Consider the following 16,746-nt stretch of genomic DNA (forward strand, 5'->3'; position numbering starts at 1 on the left):
ATGCTGTTCGCGGGCTTCTCGGCGCACCACGGGGCGAGCCGCTCGGCGGACTACTCGGCGAGCGCCTCCGTGATCTGCCGCGACGCCGCCTCGGCCGCCGTCTTCGGGTCCTCGCCCTGCAGGACCGCCGTCATGTACGGCTTGATCGGGTTGGCCGCCTCCACATCGGCCCACTGCGGCGAGTTGGGGGTCGCCCTGCCCCGTGCCGCGCCCACGGCCATGACGGCGGTGGCCTCCTGCCCCTCGACGACGGAGGCGAGCGTGGTCTTGTTGGGGACGTAGTTCATGGCACGGGCCAGTTCGGACTGCCACTTCTCGCCGGCCAGGGCCTTGACCACGTCGATGGCCGCCGTCCGCTCGGGCGCGTTCTCCGGGACGATCAGATCCGAACCGCCGGTGAACACCGCACAGGGCTGCCCGGCCCTCTTCCCCGGTATCGGGAAGAAACCGAGCTTGTCCTTGAGTCCCGGGTTCGCCTTGGTGATGGCGGCGACGGCGCTGGGGGTGGCGATGATCTGGGCGACATCGCCCCGGGCGAAGACCTCGGCCTGGGGCGGCGTCTGCTCGTCGGCGTCCTTGGGTCCCGAACCGAGTGACTGCAGGTCCTTGTAGAACGCCATGCCGCGCAGCGCCGCCGGACTGGCCAGCGCGCCGGTCCAGTCGCCGCCCTTGTCGTCGGCGAGCTCGCCGCCCTCGTCCCAGATGAAGCCGGCCAGCGTGTACCAGTCCTGTCCCGCGAGGTAGATGCCCTGGGAGCCGTTGCGGTTGAGCTTCTCCGTGTCGTCCAGCCACTGGGCCCGGGTGGCGGGCGGCTCGGTGACACCGGCCTCCTTGAAGAGGTCCTTGTGGTAGATCACGACGCGGTTGGCGGCGTACCACGGGATGCCGTACTGCGATCCGCCGATGCGGCCGGGTTCGGCGAGGCCGGGCAGCCACTCCTGGCTGCCGAGGTCGCGTACGGACTCCAGCGTCAGGTCGTAGAGCTTGTCGGTGTCCGCGTACTGGGCGACCTGCGTGTTGCCGACCTCGATGACGTCGGGCCCGCCGGGTCCTTTGATCGCCTCGGTGACCTTCTTCCCGATGCCGGTCCACTCCTGGAAGGTGAACTCCAGTTCGATGCCCTGGTGCTCGGCCTCGTAGGCCTCGGTGAAGCGCTGGAGGAAGTCCTCGCTGACGCTGTCGCGCATCAGCCAGACACTGACCGTGCGGTTCCGGTCGGAGTCACCGGGGAGGAGGCCGCAGCCCGCGAGCGCGAGGGCGGTCACAGCGGCCACGGGCCAGACGAAGGGGCGGTTCTTCACGTAGGTCACCTTCTGCGTTCCATGACTGGCGTACGGCATGGGGAGCTGACCCGACGTGGGGGGAGCGAACGGCGCGTTCGCGCGGGTATGTGGCCTGGATTCTGGTCTGGACCAACGAGGTGGTCAAGTCCTGGACGAATCGGTTCAGGTGCCGACGTGTCGCGGTCCGGGGCGTGGTGGGGCACGGTGGAACGACCCCACCGAGAGGAGTTCGGACCCCATGTCGAACCACACCTACCGCGTCACCGAGATCGTCGGCACCTCCACGGACGGCGTCGACCAGGCCATTCGCAACGGCATCGAGCGTGCGGCGCAGACGCTGCGGGCCCTGGACTGGTTCGAGGTGACGCAGGTCCGCGGCCACATCGTCGACGGGGCGATCGAGCACTACCAGGTCGGCCTGAAGGTCGGCTTCCGCCTGGAGGAGGGCGAGTGACGGTCGGCTTCGGCCCGGAGGAGCGTGACTGACGGTCGGCTTCGGCCCGGCGACGGGGGCTGACGGTCGCCTCGGCCCGGAGGAGCGTGACTGACGGTCGGGTTCCGGCCGGCGCACGGCGGCTGACGGCCCGCCGGTGTGCACGGCCCCGTCCGGGCGGCGGGCGCCGGGCGGCGCGCAAGCGCGAGCGCGAGCGCGAGCGGTCAGGTCCGGCCCTCCTTCTCCTGGGCGACCTTCAGCTCCTCGGACGCGGTCGCCCAGCGGGCGCGGACGACCCGGAAGCCGGCCTTCTCGGCCGCGTCGCAGACGAGCTCGTCGTCGTCGACCAGCATCCGGACCTCTCGGCCGCCGCCGAGCCGGCGCAGGATCTCCAGCTTGGTGACGCGGGCCGGGCGCCGGTCGGCGTTGCGCCGCATGTGGATGGGTCCCTCCGGCAGTTCCTGCGCGGCGAGCCACGCGACGGTGTCCTCGCGGCACCGCTCCGGCCGCCCGGTCAGGTAGACGATCTCGCACTCCCGTGCCGCCTCCTGGCACAGCGCGATCCCCTGGGCGAGCGGCGGGTCGTCGGGCGCGGCGGCGAAGAAGCCGTCCCAGTCGCGTGGGTGTCGCTCCAGGAAGTGCTGGCGGTGGGCGGTGCCGGAGAGCGTGTTGTCAAGGTCGAAGACGGCCACGGGCCTGCTGTTTCGCGTCACGGGACCAGCGTAGGGAATCCTCCGGGCGCCGTGACGTTGAACCCGGCGTGACCCTTTCTTCCGACGGCATCCGCTTCTCCGTCCTCGACCGCTCCCGCACCCGGGAGGGTGAGGCGGGCTCCCAGGCGCTGCGCGACACCGTGCGGCTCGCGCAGGAGGTGGAGGCGCTCGGCTACCACCGTTTCTGGGTCTCGGAGCACCACAGCGTGCCCGGCGTGGCCGGCTCGGCGCCGACCGTCCTGGCCGCCGCCGTCGCCGGTGCCACCTCCGCCATCCGGGTCGGCACCGGAGGGGTGATGCTCCCCAACCACCAGCCGATGATCGTCGCCGAGCAGTTCGGTGTCCTGGAGTCGCTGTTTCCGGGCCGGATCGACATGGGGCTGGGCCGCTCGGTCGGCTTCACCGACGGCATCCGCCGGGCGCTGGGCCGGGACAAGGACGACGCGGAGAGGTTCGGGGAGCAGCTGACCGAGCTGCTCGGCTGGTTCACGGGCACGCAGACCGCCCACCCGCAGGTCCACGCCCGGCCGGCCGAGGGCCTGCGGGTCCCGCCGTACGTCCTCGCCACCGGCGAGGGCGCCTCGATCGCCGCCGCGGCGGGGCTGCCGCTCGTCATCGGTGATCTGCGGGGGCGCGAGCGGATGCTGAGCGCGATCGACGCCTACCGGTCCGCGTTCCGTCCCTCCGTCTGGGCCGGGGAGCCGTACGTCGTCGTGGCGGGCACGGTCGCCGTGGCCGGGAGCGAGGAGGCCGCCCGGCGCCTTCTGGTCCCTGAGGCGTGGTCGCTCGCGTACTCGCGCACGCGGGGCGTGTTCCCGCCGCTGATGCCCGCCGAGCGCGTCGAGGAACAGACGATGACGCAGAAGCAGCGCGGCTTCTTCGAGTCGGGGCTCCGCGGACATGTGTACGGCACCGAGGAGCAGGTCGGTGAGGCGCTGGAGGCGGTGGTGAAGGAGAGCGGGGCGCAGGAGGTGCTGGTGACGACCAGTACGTACGACCGGGCGGCGCTGCTCGACTCGTACCGCCGGCTCGCCCGCGTCGCGGGCCTGACCGGCACCCACGTCCAGGGCCCGGCCTAGGCGGTGCCAGGCAGGACTTTCCGGACACGACCTAGTATCGGGGGATGCCCGAGCACTCCCCGCACGATCCGTACGTCCGTGTCCGCGGCGCCCGCGAACACAATCTGAGCGGGGTCGACGTCGACATCCCGCGCGACGCGATCACCGTCTTCAGCGGGGTGTCCGGCTCCGGCAAGTCCTCGCTCGCCTTCGGGACGATCTACGCGGAGGCCCAGCGGCGCTACTTCGAGTCGGTCGCCCCGTACGCCCGGCGGCTGATCCACCAGGTGGGCGCGCCGAAGGTCGGGGAGATCACCGGTCTGCCGCCCGCCGTCTCCCTCGAACAGCGGCGCTCGTCCCCGAACGCCCGCTCCTCCGTCGGTACGGTCACCACGCTCTCCAACTCGCTGCGCATGCTGTTCTCGCGCGCGGGCGCGTACCCGGCGGGGGCGGAGCGGCTCGACTCCGACGCCTTCTCGCCGAACACGGCCGCCGGCGCCTGCCCCGAGTGCCACGGTCTCGGCCGGGTCCACGGCACGAGCGAGGAACTGCTCGTGCCCGATCCGAAGCTGTCGATCAGGGAGGGGGCGATCGCGGCCTGGCCCGGTGCCTGGCAGGGCAAGAACCTCCGCGACGTGCTGGACGCGCTCGGCCACGACGTGGACCGGCCGTGGCGGGAACTGCCGGCCGAGGACCGGGAGTGGATCCTCTTCACCGACGAGCAGCCGGTCGTCACCGTCCATCCGGTGCGGGAGGCGGGGCGGATCCAACGCCCTTACCAGGGTACGTACATGAGCGCGCGGCGCTATGTGATGCACACCTTCTCCGACTCCAGGAGCGCGACCCTGCGCGCGAAGGCGGAGCGCTTTCTGACCAGCACCCCCTGTCCAGTGTGCGGCGGCGGCCGGCTGCGTCCGGAGGCGCTCGCGGTGACCTTCGCGGGCCGTACGATCGCCGAGCTTGCCGCCCTGCCGCTGTCCGCGCTCGCACCGCTCCTGGCGGAGTCGGCCGGCTCCGAGACCGCCCGGGTCCTGACGGAGGACCTGGTCAACCGGATCGGGACGGTGACGGAGCTGGGCCTGGGCTATCTGAGCCTGGACCGCACGACCCCGTCCCTCTCCAGCGGTGAGCTGCAACGGCTGCGCCTGGCCACCCAGTTGCGCTCGGGCCTCTTCGGTGTGGTGTACGTCCTCGACGAGCCGTCCGCGGGTCTGCATCCGGCCGACACCGAGGCGCTCCTTGCGGTCCTTGACCGGCTCAAGGCGGCCGGGAACTCCGTGTTCGTGGTGGAGCACCACCTCGATGTCGTACGGCACGCCGACTGGCTGGTGGACGTCGGCCCCCGGGCCGGGGTGCACGGCGGCCGGGTCCTGCACAGCGGTCCGCCGCACGAGCTCGCGACGGTCGAGGAGTCGGCGACCCGCCGCTTCCTCTTCGACCGCTCCCCCGCCGCGGCCGGGCGGACGGTGCGCGAGCCCGCCGGCTGGCTGCGGACCGGGCCGGTCACCCGGCACAACCTGGAGGGGCTGGAGGCGGCCTTCCCGGTCGGGGTCCTGACGGCGGTGACCGGTGTCTCGGGGTCGGGGAAGTCCACGCTGGTCGGTGAGCTGTCCGAGGAGACGGAAGGCGTGAGACGGCTGGTGACGGTCGATCAGAAGCCGATCGGGCGGACACCCCGCTCCAACCTCGCCACATACACCGGCCTCTTCGACGTGGTGCGCAGACTCTTCACCGCGACCGAGGAGGCCCGGGCGCGTGGCTACAAGGCGGGACGGTTCTCCTTCAACGTGCCCGGCGGCCGGTGCGAGACCTGCCAGGGCGAGGGCTTCGTCTCGGTCGAGCTGCTCTTCCTGCCGAGCACGTACGCCCCCTGCCCCGACTGCCACGGCGCCCGCTACCACCCGGAGACGCTGGAGGTCCGGTTGCGGGGGCTCACCATCGCCGAAGTCCTCGACCTGACGGTCGAGTCGGCGGCCGAGTTCTTCGCCGACACCCCGGCTGCCGCGCGCAGTCTCCGTACGCTGCTGGACGTCGGCCTCGGATATCTGCGGCTCGGCCAGCCCGCGACCGAGCTCTCCGGCGGTGAGGCGCAACGCATCAAACTCGCCGCCGAGCTGCAGCGCCCGCGCCGCGGCCGCACCCGCACCCTCTACGTACTGGACGAGCCGACGACCGGCCTGCACCCGGCCGACGTCGAGGTCCTGATGCGCCAGCTGCACGGCCTGGTCGACGCCGGCCACTCGGTGATCGTCGTGGAGCACGACATGGACGTGGTCGCCACGGCGGACTGGGTGATCGACCTGGGGCCGGGAGGCGGCGACGAGGGCGGCCGGATCGTGGCGGCCGGGCCCCCCGCCGAGGTGGCGCGGGCCGCCCGGAGCCGGACCGCGCCGTATCTGGCGGCCCGGCTCGGCAGCTGAACCCGGCTTCGCTTCCCGCTACTTGGGCTCGACGAACTGGACCTCCAGGTCGACCTTGATCACGTCGCCGAGGAAGCCGGGGGCGAAGTCGAGGCCGAAGTCGCTGCGACGGAACTCGCCGGTCGCGTCGAATCCGGCGTGCCGGCTGCCGTCCACGGGCACGTCCACGACTCCGCCGAACTCGACGTCGAAGGTGATCGGGCGGGTGATCTCGCCGATGGTGAGCTCGCCCGCCATGCTCCACTCCTCGCCCGCCCCGCTGATCCGGGTCGACCGGAAGCTCATCGTGGGCCGCTTCTCCACGTCGAGGAGGTCGGCGGCGCGCACATGCGCGTCGCGGTCCGCGTTGCCGGTGTCGATCGAGGCGAGGGCGACGGTCGCGGTGATCGAGGAGTCCTCCAGGGTCTCGCCGACGACGAGCTCGGCCGCCAGGTCGTTGAAGCGGCCTCGCACCTTGGAGATTCCGAGGTGGCGGACGGTGAAGCCGACGGAGGAGTGGTGCGGGTCGAAGGTCCAGCGCCCGGAGGTCAGCGGAAGTGCGGTCGAGGTGTTCTGCGATTCGGTGGTCATGGCTCCACGCTGCTTCCTCGCGGCGCCGTGAGGAAGGCCGGGCCAAGGCTGGTAGTGACAGGGCCACCCTCCGCGCACCCGCTGCTCGTACGATCGGGACGTGAGCGACAACGAACTGGGAGCCTTCCTGCGCGCCCGCCGCGAGGCTCTGACCCCCGCCGAGGCCGGTCTGCCGACGGGGCCGCGGCGGCGCACGCCGGGCCTGCGACGGGCGGAGCTGGCGATGCTCGCCGGAGTCAGCGTCGAGTACCTGGCCCGCCTGGAACAGGGCCGGGACCGCAACCCCTCGCCGCAGGTGCTGGGCGCGCTCAGCGACGCGCTGCGCCTCCCGCTGGACGCCCGGGTCCATCTGCGGCGCCTCGTCAAGTCCGGAGGTCAGCAGCACATGTGCTCGATGGTGCCGACCCCGGCCCGCGAGGTGCGGCCCCCGGTGCGCGCCCTGCTCGACCGGCTCGGCCCGACGCCGGCCGCGGTGGTGAACATGCTGGGTGAGATCGTCGCGCACACGGAGGGGTACGCACTGCTCGCCGGACCGCTGGGTCTGCTGGAGGGTGATCCGCCGAGTCTGCTCCGCTACCTCTTCACCGACCCGCGGGCCCGCGCGGTGTATCCGGACTGGGACCGGGTCGCCGACCAGCAGGTGGCCGCCCTGTACTTCGGCCTCACCGGCTCCGACCCGCGTGTGGCCGAGCTGGCGCGGGAGTTGACGGTGACGGCCGGTTCGGCGTTCTCCGACCGGCTCGCCGCCGCGGGTCTGCTGCGGGCGCGTTCGGGCGTGGAGCGCCTGGTGCATCCCGAAGTCGGTGAACTGCGTCTGGCGTACGAGGTGCTCGAACTGGCGGAGACGGACGGGCAGAACATGCTGGTCCATCTGCCCGCCGACGAGGGGACCTCCCTCGCCCTGGACCGGCTCGTCGGCCGCCGTCCGGGCACCCTGCGCGCGGTCGGCGGCTGACCGGAAACCCGAAAGCCGGGCGCCCGGGGCCACACGCTCCCAGGCGGGGGCCCCGCGCCCCCGGACCCGGGGCTACCTCCGGGAGGCCTTGCGCTGCGCGCGCAGCCACTCCTTGTTCATCGCCGCGATCGACGGCAGCGGGATGCCCTTCGGGCACGCTGTCGCGCACTCACCCGTCAGCGTGCAGCCGCCGAAGCCCTCGGCGTCCATCTGGCCCACCATGTCGAGGACGCGGGTCTCCCGCTCGGGGGCGCCCTGCGGCAGCACGTTGAGATGGTTGATCTTGGCCGAGGTGAAGAGCATCGCCGACCCGTTGGGGCAGGCCGCCACACACGCGCCGCAGCCGATGCACTCGGCGTGCTCGAAGGCGAAGTCGGCGTCGGCCTTCGGGACCGGGGTCGCATGGGCCTCGGGGGCCGCGCCGGTGGGTACGCTGATGTAGCCGCCCGCCTGGATGATGCGGTCGAAGGCGGAGCGGTCGACGACGAGGTCCTTGACGACGGGGAAGGCGGCGGCCCGCCAGGGTTCGACGTCGATCGTGTCGCCGTCGCGGAAGGACCGCATGTGGAGCTGGCAGGTCGTGGTCCGCTCGGGGCCGTGGGCGTCGCCGTTGATGACCAGGCTGCAGGCGCCGCAGATGCCCTCGCGGCAGTCGTGGTCGAAGGCGACCGGGTCCTCGCCCCGGAGGATGAGTTTCTCGTTGAGGGTGTCGAGCATCTCCAGGAAGGACATGTCGGAGGAGATGCCGTCCACCTCGTACGTGGACATGGCGCCTTCGGCGTCGGCGTTCTTCTGGCGCCAGACGCGCAGGATGAGCTTCATGCGTAGCTCCGCTGGGTGGGGTGGACGTACTCGAAGACGAGGTCTTCCTTGTGCAGGACGGGGGCGGTGCCGGTGCCGCTGTCGTGCGTTCCCGTGGGGCGGCCCCCGGTCCCCCGGAACTCCCAGGCCGCCACGTACGAGAACTCCTCGTCGCGCCGGGCCGCCTCGCCGTCCGGGGTCTGGGACTCCTCGCGGAAGTGGCCGCCGCAGGACTCGGCCCGGTGCAGCGCGTCGAGGCACATCAGCTCGGCGAGCTCCAGGTAGTCGACGATCCGGTTGGCCTTCTCCAGCGAGTGGTTGAGCTCTTCGCCGGTGCCGGGGACCTTGATGCGGCGCCAGAACTCCTCGCGGATCTGGGGGATGCGGTCGAGCGCCTTGCGCAGACCCTCCTCGGTGCGGGCCATGCCGCAGAACTCCCACATCAGCTCGCCCAGTTCGCGGTGGAAGGAGTCGGGCGTCCTGTCGCCGTCCACCGCGAGGAGCAGATGGAGCCGGTCCTCGGTCTCGGCGAGCACCTCGCGGACCACGGGGTGGTCGTCGTCGAGAGGCTCGCTCGACGGGTGGCGGGCCAGGTAGTCGTTGATCGTGGACGGCAGGACGAAGTAGCCGTCGGCGAGGCCCTGCATCAGCGCGGAGGCGCCGAGGCGGTTGGCTCCGTGGTCGGAGAAGTTGGCCTCGCCGATGGCGAAGAGGCCGGGAACGGTGGTCTGGAGGTCGTAGTCGACCCAGAGGCCGCCCATCGTGTAGTGCACGGCGGGGTAGATCCGCATCGGCACCTCGTACGGGTTCTCGGCGGTGATCCGCTCGTACATGTCGAAGAGGTTGCCGTACCTCTCCTCCACCGCCTGGCGTCCCATGCGCCGGATGGCGTCGGCGAAGTCGAGGTAGACGCCCTGTCCGCCGGGGCCGACGCCCCGGCCCTCGTCGCAGACGTTCTTGGCGGCGCGGGAGGCGATGTCACGCGGGACGAGGTTGCCGAAGGAGGGGTAGATCCGCTCCAGGTAGTAGTCGCGCTCGTCCTCGGGGATGTCGGCCGCGGGCCGGGTGTCGCCCTTCGCCTTCGGTACCCAGATGCGTCCGTCGTTGCGCAGCGACTCGCTCATCAGCGTGAGCTTGGACTGGTGGTCGCCGGTGCGGGGGATGCAGGTGGGGTGGATCTGGGTGAAGCAGGGGTTGGCGAAGTACGCTCCGCGCCGGTGGGCCCGCCAGACGGCGGTGGCGTTGGAGTTCATGGCGTTGGTCGACAGGTAGAAGACGTTGCCGTAGCCGCCGCTCGCCAGGACGACGGCGTCGGCGTAGTGGGTGGAGATCGCACCGGTGATCAGGTCGCGGGCGACGATGCCGCGGGCCCGTCCGTCGACGACGATCAGGTCCAGCATCTCGGTCCGGGCGTGGAGTTCGACGTTGCCCGCGGCGATCTGGCGGGACAGCGCCTGGTACGCGCCGAGGAGGAGCTGCTGGCCCGTCTGGCCCCGGGCGTAGAAGGTGCGGGAGACCTGGACGCCGCCGAAGGAGCGGGTGTCGAGCAGTCCGCCGTACTCGCGGGCGAAGGGCACGCCCTGGGCGACGCACTGGTCGATGATCTCGACCGAGATCTGGGCGAGGCGGTGGACGTTGGACTCGCGGGCACGGAAGTCGCCGCCCTTGACGGTGTCGTAGAAGAGGCGGTGCACGGAGTCGCCGTCGTTGCGGTAGTTCTTGGCGGCGTTGATGCCGCCCTGCGCGGCGATGGAGTGGGCGCGGCGCGGGGAGTCCTGGTAGCAGAACTGGACGACGTGGTAGCCCTGTTCGGCGAGGGTGGCGCCGGCCGAGCCGCCGGCGAGGCCGGTGCCCACGACGATGACGGTGTGCTTGCGGCGGTTGGCCGGGTTGACCAGCTTGGCCTGGAAGCGGCGGGTGTCCCAGCGCTCGGCGACGGGGCCGGCGGGGGCCTTGTGATCGACGACCGGCGCGCCGGTCTCGTAGTCGAGGTAGCTCATGTCAGCTCACCACTCCGGTCATGACGGCGACGGGTACGGAGACGAAGCCCACGGTCAGGGCGAGCGCGAGCCCGTTGGCGAGGGCCTTGAGGAGCCGCTCCCGTCGGGCGTTGCCGACGCCGAGGGTCTGGGCGGCGCTCCAGAAGCCGTGACGCACATGCAGGCCGACGGCGAGCATGGCGGCGATGTAGACGAGGTTGCCGTACCAGGTGGAGAAGGTGTCCACGACGTTCTGGTACGGGTGTCCCTCCTGGAAGCCGCCGGGGTGCGCGGTCCCGGTGGTCAGGTCGAGAATGTGCCAGACGAGGAAGAGGGCGACGACGACACCGCCCCAGCGCATGGTGCGGGTGGCGTAGGAGGAGCGCTTGCGCCAGTGGGCGTAGGCGGTGGGGCGGGCCTTGATGTCGCGCCGGCTGAGCTGGTAGGCGGAGACGGCGTGGGCGACGACGGCGGCGAGCAGCACGATCCGGACGAGCCAGAGCGCCCAGGAGTGGTGCAGGACGGGGGCGCCCATGGTGCGCAGCCAGTGGCCGTAGGCGTTGAACTCCTCTGGGCCGAAGAAGACCTTGAGGTTGCCCATGACATGGGCGACGAGATAGCCCAGCATGAGCAGGCCGCTGACGGCCATGACCGTCTTCTTGCCGAGGGTCGATCCCCAGAAGGTGCGCGAGCGCGTCGGGGACGGTGGTCGGCCGGTCCCCCGGTCCGTCGTCGTCTTCGTTGCCAGAGCCATGCCCTCGACGCTAGGGGCGAGGGGCCCGAGAGGTCCAAGACATGGTCCGGCTCATCTCGATAGGCTGAGCCTATGCAGTTCCAGCAGCTTCTCTACTTCGTCGCGGTGGCCGAGACCCGTCACTTCACCCGGGCCGCGGAGCAGGTCCATGTGTCGCAGCCCTCGCTCTCCCAGCAGATCCGCGCGCTGGAGCAGGAGCTGGGGGCGGAGCTGTTCAGCCGGGCGCGGGGCAACATCGCGCTCACCGACGCGGGCGAGGCGCTGCTGCCGCTCGCCCGGCGGATCCTCGCCGACACGGACACGGCCCGGCAGGAGGTGCAGGAGCTGGTACAGCTGAGGCGAGGACGGGTGCGGCTGGGCGCGACGCCGAGTCTGTGCACGGGCCTGCTGCCGGATGTGCTGCGCGCCTTCCACGACCTGCATCCGGGCATCCGGCTGCAGATCGAGGAGAGCGGCTCGCACGACCTCGTACGGGAGCTGGCGCGCGGGGCGCTCGATCTCGCGCTGGTGGTGCTGCCGCTGCCGACTCCGTCGCCGGCGCTGACGACGGTGGAGCTGCTGCGGGAGGACCTGGTGGTGGTGTCGAGCGCGGCGGCCCCGGCGCCCGCGCGACCGGTGCGGATCGCGGATCTGCGCGACCAGCCGCTCGTGATGTTCCGGCACGGCTACGACCTGCGGGAACTGACGGTCGCCGCGTGCCGGGCGGAGGGCTTCGAGCCCTCGTTCACGGTGGAGGGCGGCGAGATGGACGCCGTCCTCGGCTTCGTACGGGCGGGGCTGGGGGTCGCGGTGGTTCCGGCCATGGTGGCCGCCCGGGCGGGCCGCGACCTGCGGGTCACGGCCCTGGCCCGCCCGGGCCTGCGGCGCACGATCGCCCTGGCCCACCGCAGCGACGTGGCCCCGCCGCGCGCGGCCCGCGAACTCCAGGGTTTGTTGCTGCGTACCCGGCCCACCCCACCGGCCGCGTCCTGACCGCCCGGGGTTCCTACACCGCGTCCGCCAGGAGCAGGGAGTGGATCCGGTCCGGGGCGCCCGGCCTCGCGTAGTACCAGCCCTGGGCCGTGTCGCAGCCCAGTTCCCGCAGCTGCTGCGCCTGGGCGCCCGTCTCCACGCCCTCCACCGTCACCGCCAGTTCCAGACTGTGCGCCAGCGAGACGATGCCCTCGACGATCTTGAGGTCGACCGGGTCCGCCGGGTGCTGCTGCATGCCCTGGGTGAAGGACCGGTCCAGCTTCAACACGCTCACCGGCAGACGGCGCAGATTGGCGAGGTTCGAGTAGCCCGTGCCGAAGTCGTCGAGTGCTATGTCCACGCCCATCTCGGCGAGCTGCCGCAGCGGCTTGAGCAGGTCGTCGTCCGCGCCGATCAGCGCCGACTCGGTCACCTCCAGGCAGAGCGCGCCCGGTTCGAGCCCCGAGCGTTCCAGGACGTCGACCGTGTCGGCCACCAGGCGCGGGTGGTGCAGCTGGGTCGGGGAGAGGTTGACGTTGATGCGCAGCGGGCCGCCGTCGGAGTGGCGTGTCTGCCAGAACCGGGCCTGGCGGACGGCCTCCTGCAGCACCCAGCGGCCCAGCGGCACGATCAGGCCGGTGTTCTCCGCGAGCGGGATGAACCGGTCGGGCCCGAGCACCCCGTGCTGCGGATGGCACCACCGTACGAGCGCCTCCGCGCCGTGCACGGTGCCGTCCCCGAGATGCACCAGCGGCTGGTACTCGATGAAGAACTCACCGCGCTCCAGGGCGGCCGGCAGCGCGGTGGTCAGGCCGTGCCGGGTGATGGCGCGCGCGTCGGCCTCCGCGTCGGCGAACTCGAAGCGGTTGCCGCCCGCCGACTTGGCCCGGTACATCGTGATGTCGGCGCTGCGCAGCACCTCGGCGGGGGTGCGTTCCCCCGTCGGGCCCTCGACGACGCCGATGCTGCCCCGTACCGGCAGTTCGCGGCCGTCGATCCGGACGGGCACGGAGAGGGCGGCGAGGATACGGTTCGCCAGGTCGACCACGTTCCGCTCGGTGCCGGCGCCGGTGGTGAGGGCGACGAACTCGTCCCCGCCGAGCCGGGCGACCATCTCGCCCGGGGCGGTGGCGCAGCTCTGCAGCCGGTCGGCGACCTCCACGAGCAGCCGGTCGCCGGCGGCGTGGCCGAGGCTGTCGTTGATGGCCTTGAAACCGTCGAGGTCGAGATAGCAGAGCCCGAACCGGGCGTCCTCGGCCCGGGAGAGGGCCTTCTCCAGCCGTTCGAAGAACAGCGTCCGGTTCGGCAGCCCGGTGAGCGCGTCGTGGGTCGCCTCGTAGCGCAGCCGCAGATTGAGCAGCCGTCGCTCCGTGGTGTCCTCCATCAGCGCCAGCTGGTACTGGGGGAGGCCCTTGGCGTCGCGCAGCAGCGAGACGGTGAGGTTGGTCCACAGGACCGTGCCGTCGCCTCGGTAGTACGGCTTCTCGACGCGGTAGTGCTCGCGCTCGCCGCGCACCAGCTCACCGTAGAGCTTCCACACGTGCGGGGCGTCCTCGGGATGCGCCCAGTCCCGGACGTTGCGGCTGCGGACGTGGTGCTCCAGGCCGCCGAACATCCGGGTCAGGGTCTCGTTGACCTCCAGGATGTTGCCGTCGAGGTCGGCGATGCCGATGCCGATCGCCGCCCCCTCGAAGACCGCGCGGAAGCGGGTCTCGGTGGCGTGCAGGGCGAGCTCGGCTGCGCTGCGGGCGGCGAACGCGGAGCGGGCTATGGACTCCTGTTCGGCGAGGGTCCGCTCGCGCAGGGCCTGGGTGAAGCCGGCGGCCATGGCGTGCTGCAGCCGGGAGCACCGGGCCCGCAGCTCCTCGGCGGAGTGCTCCTCCTCGTTGCCGCAGTACAGCACGAGGTACGAGTCGACGACGCCGAGGGTACGGCTGAGGGCGTCCGGGTCCGTGCAGTGCGCGGCCACCAGCGCGGCGCCGGTGCGGTGCGCGGAGGCCGTGTCGAACGGCCGGTCGTGCAGCGCGGCGCGCAACTCGCGGGCGAGCGGGAGCAGATGCTGCTCGAACTCCGCTCGGGTCAGCGAGGTGGCGGTCACCGGGAAGATCGCCCGGCTCCAGATGGTCGCGAACCGCCTGAGTCTGTCCTCGAGGCCGTCCGGTTCCGCGCCTGAGCCGGACAGTTGCGACGGCACCATCACGCCTTGCGCCCCACCCCTGCGAAGCCTGAGAAGGCGAACGGATCCTCCTCGTCGGCGGGGACCTCCGGGCGCCAGCGGGGCATGGACACCAGGCCGGGCTCGACCAGTTCGCAGCCGTCGAAGAAGTCGGCGATCTCGGCGTGGGAGCGCATGACGAGGGGGTTGCGGATGTTCCGGTAGACCTCGACGGTGCCGCTCGCCTGTTCCTCCGTCAGCGGGATGCCTTCGTAGGAGGCGTGGGTCAGGATGACCAGGCTGCCGGGCGCGAGTGCCTCGACGAGTTCGGCGACGGCCGCCCGGGGCTCGTCCTCGTCCTCCAGGAAGTGCAGCACCGCGACGAGCAGCAGCGCCACCGGTCTGTCGAGGTCGAGGAGCGTGCTCACCTCGGGGCTGCTCAGGATCTGCTGCGGCTTGCGCAGGTCGGCCGCGACGACGGCGGCACGGTCGTTGCCGTCCAGGACGGCCCGGCTGTGCGCCACGGCCACCGGGTCGTGGTCGACGTACACCACGCGGGCCTCCGGGGAGGCGGCTTGGGCGACTTCGTGGACGTTCCCGAAGGTCGGTATGCCGGAGCCGACGTCGAGGAACTGCGTGACGCCGTTGTCCACGGCGAAACGCACGGCGCGGCGCATGAAGGCACGGTTCGCCTGCATGATCTTGGGCAGCCCCGGCATGAACTCCATGGCCTTGCGGGCCGCTTCCCGGTCCACCTCGAAATTGTGCGAGCCGCCCAGATAGAAGTCGTACATACGGGACACGCTCGGCACCGAAATATCGATACCCGGCGGAGCCCAGGCGGGACGCTCCATCAATGTCTCCAACAAGTCGCCACGGGGATGCGGCCATGTGTTCGCGGCCGGTGTTCGAGCCGAGGCTACTGATCGCCCGCCGAGAGAGCGAGTAGAAACGGAAATTCGCGGTCCGTTCTTGGTCACACGCCATTGGCACGTGCGCTTCGAACGCCGAGATCGCGCCTTCAGCTCGTGCAAATTCACGTGCATATGGACGTGCGCCGGCCCGCCGTCACACGAGGAGGTGACGGCGGGCCGGCCGGCCGGGAGCGCGGCGGGGGGATTACTTGGGCGCTCCGACCAGCTTTCCCTGGGGGGAGACGGCGTACCAGGTGCCGCCCACACCCTGGCCGTTGACGTCTCCGGGCGCCTCGTCGCCGGCGAAGGTGTAGAGCGGCCAGCAGTCGATGGTCTGCTGTTTGATGCCGTCGGGACGGTTGAAGGTGACGAAGCCCTTCGTGGTGATGCCCTCGGTGTCGTTCTTGTCGACAGGGGCGACAACCGGCCACTTCTCCAGACAAGCCCCGACGCAGGCCGTCTTCATGGGCCAGGCGGAATCCTTCTTGAATCGGTAAACCGTCATTCCGCGCGAATCGACCACGATGTCACCGAGCTTGGGGTCCTTGCGCACCGAAAGACCGGCGGCGTCGGAAGCGGAATCCTCGCCACCGCCCGTCTGACCGTCACCGCCCGCCTCCTCCCCCTCGTCCGTGCCGGCGCCCGTGGCCGGGGCCGCCTTCTTCCCGTCGGGGGCGGCGGCGAACCAGGTGCCGCCGACCCCCTGGCCGTTGACGTCTCCCGGCTTGGTGTCCTTGGCGTACCGGTACATCGGCCAGCCGTCGAGGGTGAGCTGCCTGCTGCCGTCGGCGCGGATCACCTCGCCGAGCAGCGCGGGGTCGACACCGGCCGGCGGCTTGGCACCCGACGAGCTCACCACGGGCCACACCGTGGCGCACTCGTCCTCGCAGGTGGCCCGCGGCGGGTCGGCGGAGTCCTTGTCGAAGCGGTAGAGGGTGAAACCCTTGCTGTCGGTGACCACCTTGCCGAGCGCCTTGGTGTCCGAGGCCACGAGCTGGCCGGCGGGCTCGGCGACGGCGTCGCCGCTGCCGGATCCGTACCCCCCGGAGGCGTATCCGCCTGCGCCGTAGCCGTTCTCCGCGGGGGCGCCGGCCGGGTTCGCCGCGCCCGCCGGCTGGCCGCCCAACGACGCCTCGCCCTTCTCCTGACCACACGCCGTCGTCAGCGCGAGCACGACCGCGGCCGTGAGCGCGAGTGCCGCGTTCCGCCAGGTCTTCATGTCAACTCCCCTTGCTCTGTGGCTGGTTGGAGTGGCGCTGAACGCCGCTCCCGGCATTGGGTACGGGGCGCGGGCGCATCGTGCTCAACGAGCGCCGAACAAATTCCGCAGGAACGTCAATCCGGCGCTTCCCGAGAACCCCTCCATCCGGCGAATACGTGCCATTCCCCGCGCGGGGCGCCGAAATTGTGATCATGCTCATCGGCGTGTCTCTGTACGGATCGCTTCTCGCGCGGCCACTGGCGGTCGCCGCGCTGCTGTGGCTTCTCGCCGCTCCCGCGCCCGCCGCCGCCGATGCCTGCGCCTATGCCACGACCGGGCCGGGCGGCTCCACCTCGGTCGCGGTGACCGGACCTGGCGCGTGCTCGCCCACGCCGACCCCTCCCCCGCCGCCGTCCCCCACCCCGACCCCGACCCCGGAACCGGAACCGGAGCCGACGACGCCGAAGCCGGTGCCGCCGCCCGCCCCGACGCCCGAACCGCCCCCCGTCCACGCGGATCCGCCGCCCCCGGCGAAGCCCGCCCCGCCACCGCCCACCCC

15 protein-coding genes are annotated in these 16,746 nt (G+C 71.7%); 5 read left to right on the plus strand and 10 right to left on the minus strand.

Annotated features, from left to right (window positions below; all coding sequences use genetic code 11):
* Positions 1–50: 50 nt before the first annotated feature.
* Positions 51–1,301, minus strand: coding sequence for an extracellular solute-binding protein (locus J7E93_RS27580; RefSeq protein ID WP_308368804.1), 1,251 nt, complete (start codon positions 1,299–1,301; stop codon positions 51–53).
* Between the two features lie 220 nt (positions 1,302–1,521).
* Between J7E93_RS27580 and J7E93_RS27585 the strand changes: the two genes are divergently transcribed.
* Positions 1,522–1,737, plus strand: a complete 216-nt coding sequence (locus J7E93_RS27585; protein ID WP_215072674.1) for a dodecin — start codon at positions 1,522–1,524, stop codon at positions 1,735–1,737.
* 203 nt (positions 1,738–1,940) lie between these two features.
* Here the strand turns inward: J7E93_RS27585 and J7E93_RS27590 are convergent, their stop codons facing one another.
* Complete coding sequence (locus J7E93_RS27590; RefSeq protein WP_215072675.1) at positions 1,941–2,429, minus strand: hypothetical protein; 489 nt, start codon at positions 2,427–2,429, stop codon at positions 1,941–1,943.
* Between the two features lie 47 nt (positions 2,430–2,476).
* Here J7E93_RS27590 and J7E93_RS27595 point away from each other — a divergent pair, with 47 nt between their 5' ends.
* Both J7E93_RS27595 and J7E93_RS27600 read left to right on the plus strand, forming a co-directional pair.
* The gene (locus tag J7E93_RS27595) at positions 2,477–3,508 is read left to right on the plus strand and encodes an LLM class flavin-dependent oxidoreductase (protein WP_215072676.1); all 1,032 of its coding nucleotides are present in this window, start codon (positions 2,477–2,479) and stop codon (positions 3,506–3,508) included.
* Between the two features lie 44 nt (positions 3,509–3,552).
* The gene (locus tag J7E93_RS27600; RefSeq protein WP_215072677.1) at positions 3,553–5,907 is read left to right on the plus strand and encodes an excinuclease ABC subunit UvrA; all 2,355 of its coding nucleotides are present in this window, start codon (positions 3,553–3,555) and stop codon (positions 5,905–5,907) included.
* A gap of 18 nt (positions 5,908–5,925) precedes the next feature.
* Here J7E93_RS27600 and J7E93_RS27605 read toward each other — a convergent pair whose 3' ends face one another.
* Positions 5,926–6,477: a YceI family protein gene (locus tag J7E93_RS27605; protein WP_215072678.1), complete on the minus strand. Its 552-nt coding sequence runs from the start codon at positions 6,475–6,477 to the stop codon at positions 5,926–5,928.
* A gap of 100 nt (positions 6,478–6,577) precedes the next feature.
* Here J7E93_RS27605 and J7E93_RS27610 point away from each other — a divergent pair, with 100 nt between their 5' ends.
* Positions 6,578–7,432 carry a helix-turn-helix domain-containing protein gene (locus tag J7E93_RS27610; protein ID WP_215072679.1) on the plus strand — a complete coding sequence of 285 codons (855 nt, stop codon included), beginning with the start codon at positions 6,578–6,580 and terminating at the stop codon, positions 7,430–7,432.
* Between the two features lie 72 nt (positions 7,433–7,504).
* Here J7E93_RS27610 and J7E93_RS27615 read toward each other — a convergent pair whose 3' ends face one another.
* Genes J7E93_RS27615 through J7E93_RS27625 form a run of 3 tightly spaced genes read right to left on the minus strand, consistent with a single transcriptional unit; the run spans position 7,505 to position 10,966 of the window.
* On the minus strand, positions 7,505–8,254 hold the full coding sequence (locus tag J7E93_RS27615; protein WP_215072680.1) for a succinate dehydrogenase/fumarate reductase iron-sulfur subunit: 750 nt from the start codon (positions 8,252–8,254) through the stop codon (positions 7,505–7,507).
* Positions 8,251–10,233, minus strand: a complete 1,983-nt coding sequence (locus J7E93_RS27620; RefSeq protein ID WP_215072681.1) for a fumarate reductase/succinate dehydrogenase flavoprotein subunit — start codon at positions 10,231–10,233, stop codon at positions 8,251–8,253. The genes J7E93_RS27615 and J7E93_RS27620 overlap by 4 nt, the downstream gene beginning before the upstream one ends.
* Before the next feature lies 1 nt (position 10,234).
* A complete protein-coding gene (locus tag J7E93_RS27625) occupies positions 10,235–10,966 on the minus strand; it encodes a succinate dehydrogenase (RefSeq protein WP_215072682.1) in 732 nt (243 codons plus the stop codon).
* Between the two features lie 72 nt (positions 10,967–11,038).
* On the opposite strand from J7E93_RS27625, the gene J7E93_RS27630 reads away from it, so the two are divergent.
* Entirely contained in the window at positions 11,039–11,938 is a 900-nt protein-coding gene (locus tag J7E93_RS27630) for a LysR family transcriptional regulator (protein ID WP_215072683.1), read from the plus strand.
* A gap of 13 nt (positions 11,939–11,951) precedes the next feature.
* On the opposite strand, the gene J7E93_RS27635 is transcribed toward J7E93_RS27630, so the two are convergent.
* From J7E93_RS27635 to J7E93_RS27650, 4 genes are all read right to left on the minus strand, one after another.
* Positions 11,952–14,114: an EAL domain-containing protein gene (locus J7E93_RS27635; RefSeq protein WP_215072684.1), complete on the minus strand. Its 2,163-nt coding sequence runs from the start codon at positions 14,112–14,114 to the stop codon at positions 11,952–11,954.
* Entirely contained in the window at positions 14,114–14,926 is an 813-nt protein-coding gene (locus tag J7E93_RS27640) for an SAM-dependent methyltransferase (protein WP_215072685.1), read from the minus strand. The genes J7E93_RS27635 and J7E93_RS27640 overlap by 1 nt, the downstream gene beginning before the upstream one ends.
* Before the next feature lie 265 nt (positions 14,927–15,191).
* Entirely contained in the window at positions 15,192–16,205 is a 1,014-nt protein-coding gene (locus J7E93_RS27645) for an SCO0930 family lipoprotein (protein WP_215072686.1), read from the minus strand.
* A gap of 304 nt (positions 16,206–16,509) precedes the next feature.
* Positions 16,510–16,746 (minus strand): hypothetical protein (locus tag J7E93_RS27650; protein ID WP_215072687.1); only part of this gene is annotated, 237 nt, incomplete at its 5' end.

Origin of the sequence: Streptomyces sp. ISL-36 (assembly GCF_018614205.1) — a bacterium.
In the GTDB taxonomy this organism is placed as follows: domain Bacteria; phylum Actinomycetota; class Actinomycetes; order Streptomycetales; family Streptomycetaceae; genus Streptomyces.

What these genes read in the sequence shown, in the direction of transcription:
- J7E93_RS27625 (WP_215072682.1), bottom strand. Translation starts at nt 10,966, where the DNA reads ATGGCTCTGGCAACGAAGACGACGACGGACCGGGGGACCGGCCGACCA.
- J7E93_RS27635 (WP_215072684.1), bottom strand. Translation starts at nt 14,114, where the DNA reads ATGGTGCCGTCGCAACTGTCCGGCTCAGGCGCGGAACCGGACGGCCTC.
- J7E93_RS27645 (WP_215072686.1), bottom strand. Translation starts at nt 16,205, where the DNA reads ATGAAGACCTGGCGGAACGCGGCACTCGCGCTCACGGCCGCGGTCGTG.
- J7E93_RS27640 (WP_215072685.1), bottom strand. Translation starts at nt 14,926, where the DNA reads ATGGAGCGTCCCGCCTGGGCTCCGCCGGGTATCGATATTTCGGTGCCG.
- J7E93_RS27615 (WP_215072680.1), bottom strand. Translation starts at nt 8,254, where the DNA reads ATGAAGCTCATCCTGCGCGTCTGGCGCCAGAAGAACGCCGACGCCGAA.
- J7E93_RS27620 (WP_215072681.1), bottom strand. Translation starts at nt 10,233, where the DNA reads ATGAGCTACCTCGACTACGAGACCGGCGCGCCGGTCGTCGATCACAAG.
- J7E93_RS27600 (WP_215072677.1), top strand. Translation starts at nt 3,553, where the DNA reads ATGCCCGAGCACTCCCCGCACGATCCGTACGTCCGTGTCCGCGGCGCC.
- J7E93_RS27585 (WP_215072674.1), top strand. Translation starts at nt 1,522, where the DNA reads ATGTCGAACCACACCTACCGCGTCACCGAGATCGTCGGCACCTCCACG.
- J7E93_RS27605 (WP_215072678.1), bottom strand. Translation starts at nt 6,477, where the DNA reads ATGACCACCGAATCGCAGAACACCTCGACCGCACTTCCGCTGACCTCC.
- J7E93_RS27630 (WP_215072683.1), top strand. Translation starts at nt 11,039, where the DNA reads ATGCAGTTCCAGCAGCTTCTCTACTTCGTCGCGGTGGCCGAGACCCGT.